This window comes from Rubrobacter aplysinae (assembly GCF_001029505.1).
Taxonomy (GTDB): domain Bacteria; phylum Actinomycetota; class Rubrobacteria; order Rubrobacterales; family Rubrobacteraceae; genus Rubrobacter_A; species Rubrobacter_A aplysinae.
This window is the reverse complement of sequence record NZ_LEKH01000005.1, coordinates 199,037-205,890: the sequence shown is the minus strand read 5'-3', so window position 1 is coordinate 205,890 and position 6,854 is coordinate 199,037. Positions and strand designations below refer to the sequence as shown.

Below are 6,854 nucleotides of genomic sequence, written 5' to 3'. Positions count from 1 at the left end.
CCGGGTAGCAGATCCTCTATCTGGTGCCATTGCTTGTCTGTAAGCTCGTAGCGTTTAGGCATCTCTACCTCACTCGGTCTCTTGTCCGCGAGTGAAGTGATGCTATCTCAAATGTCGATTTACCCTAGCGCGAAGATGAGTGCCGGGAGCAAAATAGTAGCGGCCACCAGCAGCCGGTTCGGGGGGCGCGGAAGGCGCTTTGGGCGGGATGGGATCACGCCGGGCAAGTTTATCACGAGCCTTTTCGATCTCCGGCGTCGTGGCGTATGCTAACTTTGCCCGGTGGACACGAGGCGCTACATAATGGCGGTGGGCCTGATCCTCTTGTTGACCGCGGTCGCGGTGCTCGTGGCAGTAGCCGCTTTCCGCCGGGACGAGGCTCTCGCAGTAGGGGAGGAGTGGCCGCGCAACGTGGCACATCGCGGAGCCTCGGCGGCCGCGCCGGAGAACACTCTGGAGGCTTTCCGGGAGGCGCGGGCCTCCGGCGCCGGGGGCCTGGAAACGGACGTGCACCTTTCGAGGGACGGCCACGTGGTCGCCATCCACGATGAGATGCTGGGGCGCACGACAGATGGCTCGGGGGCGGTGCGCGACAGAACGCTGGAGGAGCTGCGCTCGCTGGACGCGGGTTACCGATTCGCGCCGGACGACACACCCGGAGACACGGCGCCCGGCGGCGCGAAAGAGAGTCACCCGTACCGCGGCCAGGGGGTGCGCATACCGACGCTGCGGGAAGTGCTACGGGAGTTCCCCGGCATGACGGTGAACCTGGATATAAAAGAGGACCAAGCCGGAATCGAGCGGGCCGTGCTGCAGGAGATAGACCGCGCCGGAGCCCGGGACCGCGTGCTCGTAGCTTCCCAGGATGGGGGCTTGATCTCCCGCTTCCGCCTGCTCTCCGGCGTCGGCGAGGGCCCTCATGTGGCGACCGCCGCGTCCAAGTGGGAGGTCGCCAGATTCTACGCGTTTAGCCTGCTCCGGCTCGAAGGGCTCCTCGACCCGCCCTACGACTCCCTGCAGGTCCCGGTGGAGTACGGGGGAGTGGAGTTCGCGACCGGACGGTTCGTGGAGGCCGCCCACGCCCGCGGCGTCCGGGTCGACATCTGGACGATAGACGAGCCCCGACGGATGCTCCGGCTGCTGGAGCTGGGCGCGGACTCCATAATGACCAACCGTCCCGGCGAGCTGCGCCGGGCGCTGAAAGCCTGGGACGGAGTGGATACCGGATACAGTAGGGGCAGCTAACGGCGGTAGCTAGAAGCGGAGGCAGTATGCTCAAAAATGCTCCAACGTCTTCGAGGTAGGTGTGAAGACCTGAAAAGGCATGTAATATGTGAGAGCCTTGTATCGTAAGGTGGATCAAGAAAAAGCAGAGCAGAGTAGTGCAGAGCAGCTCGGAAGAGAACAGGAGAGATATGATCAAGGATTCCGTGATCAAGGACCCTTCGCTCGCGTCGAAGGGGCGACTGAAGATTGACTGGGCCGCCCAGCATTCGCCGGTTCTTAACACCATCTTCAAGAACCAGCTCGCCGACGGGGCGCTCTCGGGCAAGAAGGTCGCAATGTGCATCCATCTGGAGGCTAAGACCGCCTACCTGGCGCAGCTAATGAACGAGGCCGGGGCCGAGGTAACCGTCGCCGGCTCGAACCCGCTCTCGACCCAGGACGACGTGTGCGCCGCCCTCGCCGAGCAGGGTGTGCGGGTCTTCGCCACCCACGACCCATCGGACGAGGAGTTCGAGCAGTACCTGGAGCAGACCATCGAGACCGCGCCGGAGATCATGGTCGACGACGGCGCCGAGCTGGTCGGGCGCATGATCGAGAAGCGCCCGGACCTACTCGATAACGTGATCGGGGCCTCCGAGGAGACCACGACCGGCATCCTGAAGCTAAAGGCGATGGACGCCGAGGACGTGCTGCCGTTCCCGGTGCTCGCGGCGAACGACGCGCTGTGCAAGCACATGTTCGACAACCGTTACGGCACGGGCCACTCCTCGCTCTCTAGCCTGATGTACAACACCAACCTGTTTATCTCCGGCAAGACGGTCGTGGTGATGGGCTTTGGTTGGGTCGGCCGCGGCCTCGCCAAGTACGCCAAGGGCATGGGAGCCCGCACCATCGTGTGCGAGCCCGACCCGGTAAAGCTGCTAGAAGCCTACGCCGAGGGGTACGAGATCCAGAACTCTCTCGACGCCGCCGAGATCGGGGACATCTTCGTCACCGGTACGGGTAACCTCAAGGTCCTGAACTCCGAGCACTTCGAGCGCATGAAGACCGGCGCGATTCTGGCTAACGCTGGACACTACGATCACGAGATAGACGTCGCCTGGCTGGAGGAGAACGCAAAGGCCGAGCGCGAGGTGCGTAACAACATCACCGAGTTCGAGATGCCCGACGGCCGCAACATCCACGTCATCGTCAAGGGCCGGCTCGTGAACCTCGCTGGTGGAGATGGTCATCCCGTGGAGATCATGGACCTTACCTTCGCCGTGCAGGCGCTCGCCGCCCACCACCTGGCGAAGAACTCCAAAGACATCCCCTCCGGCCTTCAGCCCATCCCGGCCGAGCTCGACCAGCTGGTAGCCTCAACCAAGCTCGACACCCTCGGTGTGGTACCCGAGACCCGCACCGAGGAGCAGGAAGCGTACCAGACCAGCTGGCGCTAAATAAGGAGCAAATGGGGAGCAGGTTAACTGGTGGCCGGCGGTGCGTCTCCGAGTCTACGGGAGTACGGGGGCGTGACGCCGGCGGCTCTCCGGAGCGCCGGGCTCTAAGGCTTGCGGGTTCTGGCGTAGAGTCCGGCGCCGGGGACCGCCTCGCCGGAGCCCTCGGGGGTCGGCTTGTGGGAGATGTCGCGCACGTTTATCACGATGCCGCCGACGCTCGGCTCGTCCAGGAGGTTGCGCGCGGTGGTCTTGAGGGTCCGCCAGGAGCCGTTGGCGTGGCGGTACCTGAACTCCTGCGGCGGGAGGCTCCCGTCGTGGTCCAGCACCCCGTGCAGCGACTTCCGGAGGCGGTGCACGTCGTCCGGGTGTACGTTTCCGAGGACCGGGGTCCCGATCAGGCCCTCCGGCCGGTGGCCTAGCAGCGGCTCTAGGGTCGGGATCGTGTGCCGGATCGTACCTTCGGCGTCGAGTATGAGGACCACGTCCGTGGCGTTTTCGAGCAGTATGGTTCGGAGCTGGCTCTCGCTCTTGCGCAGCTCCTCGCGCTCCCGGACGAGCTCGGTGACGTCGTTCTGGACCCCGATGTAGTTGGTGAGGGTGCCCCCGCCGTCGTACACGGGCGCGACCCGGAGCTCATTCCAGAACAGGGTGCCGTCCTTGCGGTAATTGCGCAGGACGCAGGTGTGTTCCCTGCCGGCTTCGATCGCATCTCGTAGACCGTACAACTCCGGCTGGGCCCGGTCGTCGCCGTGCAGAAAGCGGCAGTTGTAGCCTAGAGCGTCCTCCGCCGAATAGCCGGTCATCTTCTCGAACATCTCGTTGAGATAGATTATGGGGCTATCCGGCCCCCTGTGGTCCGTTATGACGACGCCCTCCATGCTGGCGGAGACCGCGCGGTTGAGCAGCTCCGCCTTCTCCGAGGCCCTTTTGGCCTGGGCGAAGTAGCCGTAAGCCTTCGTGGCCCGCCGGACGTCGTCTTTCCCGAGCGGGGCCCGGCTCTCCAGCAGCCCGGCCATCTCGGGGTCCGGCAGGGGCCTCGAGAAGTAGAAGCCCTGGGCGAGATCGCACCCCAGCTCTTGCAGGTTCGACAACTGCTCGACGGTCTCGACGCCCTCTGCGACGACCTTCAGGCCCAGATCCCGGCCCAGGGTAATAATCGTGTTGGTGATGGCTATGCTGCCGGAGCTGTGCTCGAGGCCGTCTATGAAGGCCCGATCTATCTTCAGGGTGTCCACCGGGAGACCCTTGAGCTGGGTCATGGAAGAGTAGCCCTTGCCGAAGTCGTCTATCGAGATCCCGATCCCCAGACCCTTCAAAGCCTGGAGGGTGCCCATGTTGGACTCCGTATCCTCCATGACCATGCTCTCGGTAACCTCCAGCGTTACGGCCTGCGGGCTAATGCCCGTACTCCGCAGCGCCCGTGAGACGTCCTCGACCACCACGGCGTCCGAGAACTGCTGGGGGGAGACGTTCACGCAGATCGTTAGCTCCTCCCACCCGTATCTTTCCTGCCACGCTTTGGTCTGGCGGCAGGCCTCCTCTAGCACCTGGCGTCCGAGGGGTTTGATCAGCCCGCTCTCCTCGGCCACCGGGATGAACTCCGCCGGGGATACCGTGCCGTGTCCGGGACGCTCCCAGCGCACCAGGGCTTCCACCTCGTTGATGCTGCCGTCCTCGACCCACACCTTCGGCTGGTAGTGGACGGTGAGCTGATCGTTGTCTATGGCGTACCGGAGGTCGTTCTCAAGCTCCAGCCGCGTTCTGGCCTCGTCCTTGAGCTCCGGCTGGAACATCTCGTAGCGGTTCTTGCCCTTCTGCTTGGCCCGGTACATCGCGGTGTCGGCGTCGCCGAGGAGTTCTTCCCGGTCCTCTCCGCCGGACCCGCCAAGGGTTATGCCTATACTAAATGACGCCGGCAGCTCGCGGCCGTCTATGAAGATCGGCTCCGACAGGCTCTCGGAGATCCTCCGCGCCACCCGCACGGCCCCGGCCTCGTCCTCGAGCTGCTCCAGCAGCACGGCGAACTCGTCGCCCCCGATACGGGCGGCGGTGTCCGTCTCCCGCAGAGAGTCCCGCAAGCGCCGGGAGACCTCGATGAGCAGCCGGTCCCCGACTTCGTGGCCGAGGCTGTCGTTCACGTACTTGAAGTTGTCGAGGTCCAGGAAGAGCACGGCCAAAAGATACTCGCTCCGGGAGGCCCGGCCCAGCGCCTGCCTCATCCGGTCCATGAAGAGGGTCCGGTTCGGCAGGGCCGTCAGGGGATCGCTGGTGGCCTGGCGCTCCAGCTCCGTCTCGAGCTCCTTGCGCTTCGTTACGTCCTTGCCTATACCGTAGACGCCCCTGATGCTCTCCTCCAGGATCATGGGCGTGTAGGTGAAGTTTAGCTGCACGCGGCGGCCGTCTTTGGTGAAGATAGCGGCCTCGAAGTTCTGCGGCTCGCCACGGACGGTACTGTCGAAGCACTCCCGGAGCTCTTCCAGGCTCTCCGGCACGACGAAGTCCTTACCCCGGGACCGGAGCAGCTCGTCCTCCGTATAGCCGAAGAGCTCTACCGCGGATCGGTTTACGCTGGTGAAGCTCCCCTCGAGATCCATGACGAAGACCGCATCCGGGTTGTGCTCGAAGAGCGACTCGTAGCGCCGCTCGCTGGCCTCCAGGTACTCGGCCTGGAGCGCGAACCTACGGTCCACCATCGAGGCTATCAGGGCGATACCGAGGATTATGAGCGTTACCACCCCGATCGCGGTCCCGAGCAGGACCTGGCTCGCGCCTTCGCTCGCCGATCCTCCGGTTGGCGTGAATATGGCCGCCCACATGCCGGTGTAGTGCATGCCCACGATGGCGCCGCCCATGATCGCGCCGCTCGCGAGCTTGAATAATATCAGTCTGGAGGCCCTGACGGTGCCCCGGCTAAAGCGGGATGCCAGATAGAGGGCGGCAAGCGAGGCCGCGACCGCGATCAGCACCGAGAGCCCGACGAGGCTCGGGGAGTAGCTCAGGGTCGCCGGCATCCTCATCGCCCCCATGCCGATGTAGTGCATGGACACAATGCCGACCCCCATTACGGAGCCGCCGAGGAGCAGGTTGTGCCTGCCGAAGTTTTCGCGGCTTACTATGAACAGCGCGAAGCAGGCGGCGAGGATCGCGACCAGCATCGAGAGCAGGGTCAGGGGCCAACCGTAAGACACGGACATCTCCATGTCGAAGGCCAGCATCCCGGTGAAGTGCATGGACCAGATGCCGACCCCCATGGCGAAGGCCCCGCTCGCCAGCCAGATTCGGCGGATGCCCGGGTGCCGGGTCTTGATGACCCTGTCCGCGAGATCCAACGCCGTATAAGACGCCACGCAGGCAACGAGGTACGAGAGCAGGATCAGCCTGAGATCCCAGGTGGCGTCTATCGTCGAGTGTATCGGATCCGCTACCCGCCAAAACTCCAAGCCCTAGCCTCCTCTCTAAAAATTGGATACCCTTCGACCCAACTTACCCGGCCGCCGACCGCGCAGCAAAGCCCGGCCCGCCACCCAGGGCTCGGCCGAGTCTAGTAGCGAACCGGCCCCCGGAATGTGTTGCTAGTTATATTACGGGTTATATTACGGATCGCGCTCATCCGGCTCCCGCGCCGGGTTGTCGGCTGCGGCTGCCCGAAGCTTTAAGAAGGACCCGGAGCTTGGCTGGCCACGCATGGTAGGCGTGTTCGCAGACGGCGTGCAATAAATTAGCGTGCAATATTCTGCTACGTTCTGCTAGGCTCCGGTACCGTTTCCGCCCAGGTCACGTATCCGGCCGCCATACCCGGCCCCGCTTTTAGCCCAGGAAGGAGCCGGGTAGGTGTCGCGGGGAAAGATGATGAGCGGCGGTAATACGGTCGAGAGTGAGCCAGCGCGAAGGGCTTGAAGGGGGAGAGATGAGCGGAGTGCTGCGGAGGGTTTATGAGGGTTAGCGGGCGGGCGTGAGCGTGCATCTCGCAGCCGCGGCCGGCGTAAAGTTAGCCATAAAGCACGTCTCTCACGAAGAAGTCTACGGCGAAGACTACGAGGAGATCCCGCGCCGCGTCCCGGACGTGGGACGCACAGAGAGAACGCTTGGCTGGCGACCGGAGCTCTCGCTCGAGGACATGCTCCAGAGGACCATAGACTCCGTGAAGCGGGACGCCGATAGTAGCGGCAAAGGCTAGACGAAAGATCC

4 protein-coding genes are annotated in these 6,854 nt (G+C 64.1%); 3 read left to right on the top strand and 1 reads right to left on the bottom strand.

The features are described from left to right. Positions 1–282 precede the first annotated feature (282 nt). Complete coding sequence (locus ABD53_RS07455) at positions 283–1,245, top strand: glycerophosphodiester phosphodiesterase (protein ID WP_152670644.1); 963 nt, start codon at positions 283–285, stop codon at positions 1,243–1,245. A gap of 170 nt (positions 1,246–1,415) precedes the next feature. Beyond that, the gene (locus ABD53_RS07450; protein WP_047865181.1) at positions 1,416–2,666 is read left to right on the top strand and encodes an adenosylhomocysteinase; all 1,251 of its coding nucleotides are present in this window, start codon (positions 1,416–1,418) and stop codon (positions 2,664–2,666) included. 104 nt (positions 2,667–2,770) lie between these two features. Here the strand turns inward: ABD53_RS07450 and ABD53_RS07445 are convergent, their stop codons facing one another. Beyond that, the gene (locus tag ABD53_RS07445) at positions 2,771–6,106 is read right to left on the bottom strand and encodes an EAL domain-containing protein (RefSeq protein WP_053057803.1); all 3,336 of its coding nucleotides are present in this window, start codon (positions 6,104–6,106) and stop codon (positions 2,771–2,773) included. A 512-nt stretch (positions 6,107–6,618) separates the two neighbouring features. Here ABD53_RS07445 and ABD53_RS07440 point away from each other — a divergent pair. Then, positions 6,619–6,843, top strand: a complete 225-nt coding sequence (locus ABD53_RS07440; protein ID WP_047865104.1) for a hypothetical protein — start codon at positions 6,619–6,621, stop codon at positions 6,841–6,843. The last annotated feature ends 11 nt before the right edge of the window (positions 6,844–6,854 follow it).

What these genes read in the sequence shown, in the direction of transcription:
- ABD53_RS07450 (WP_047865181.1), top strand. Translation starts at nt 1,416, where the DNA reads ATGATCAAGGATTCCGTGATCAAGGACCCTTCGCTCGCGTCGAAGGGG.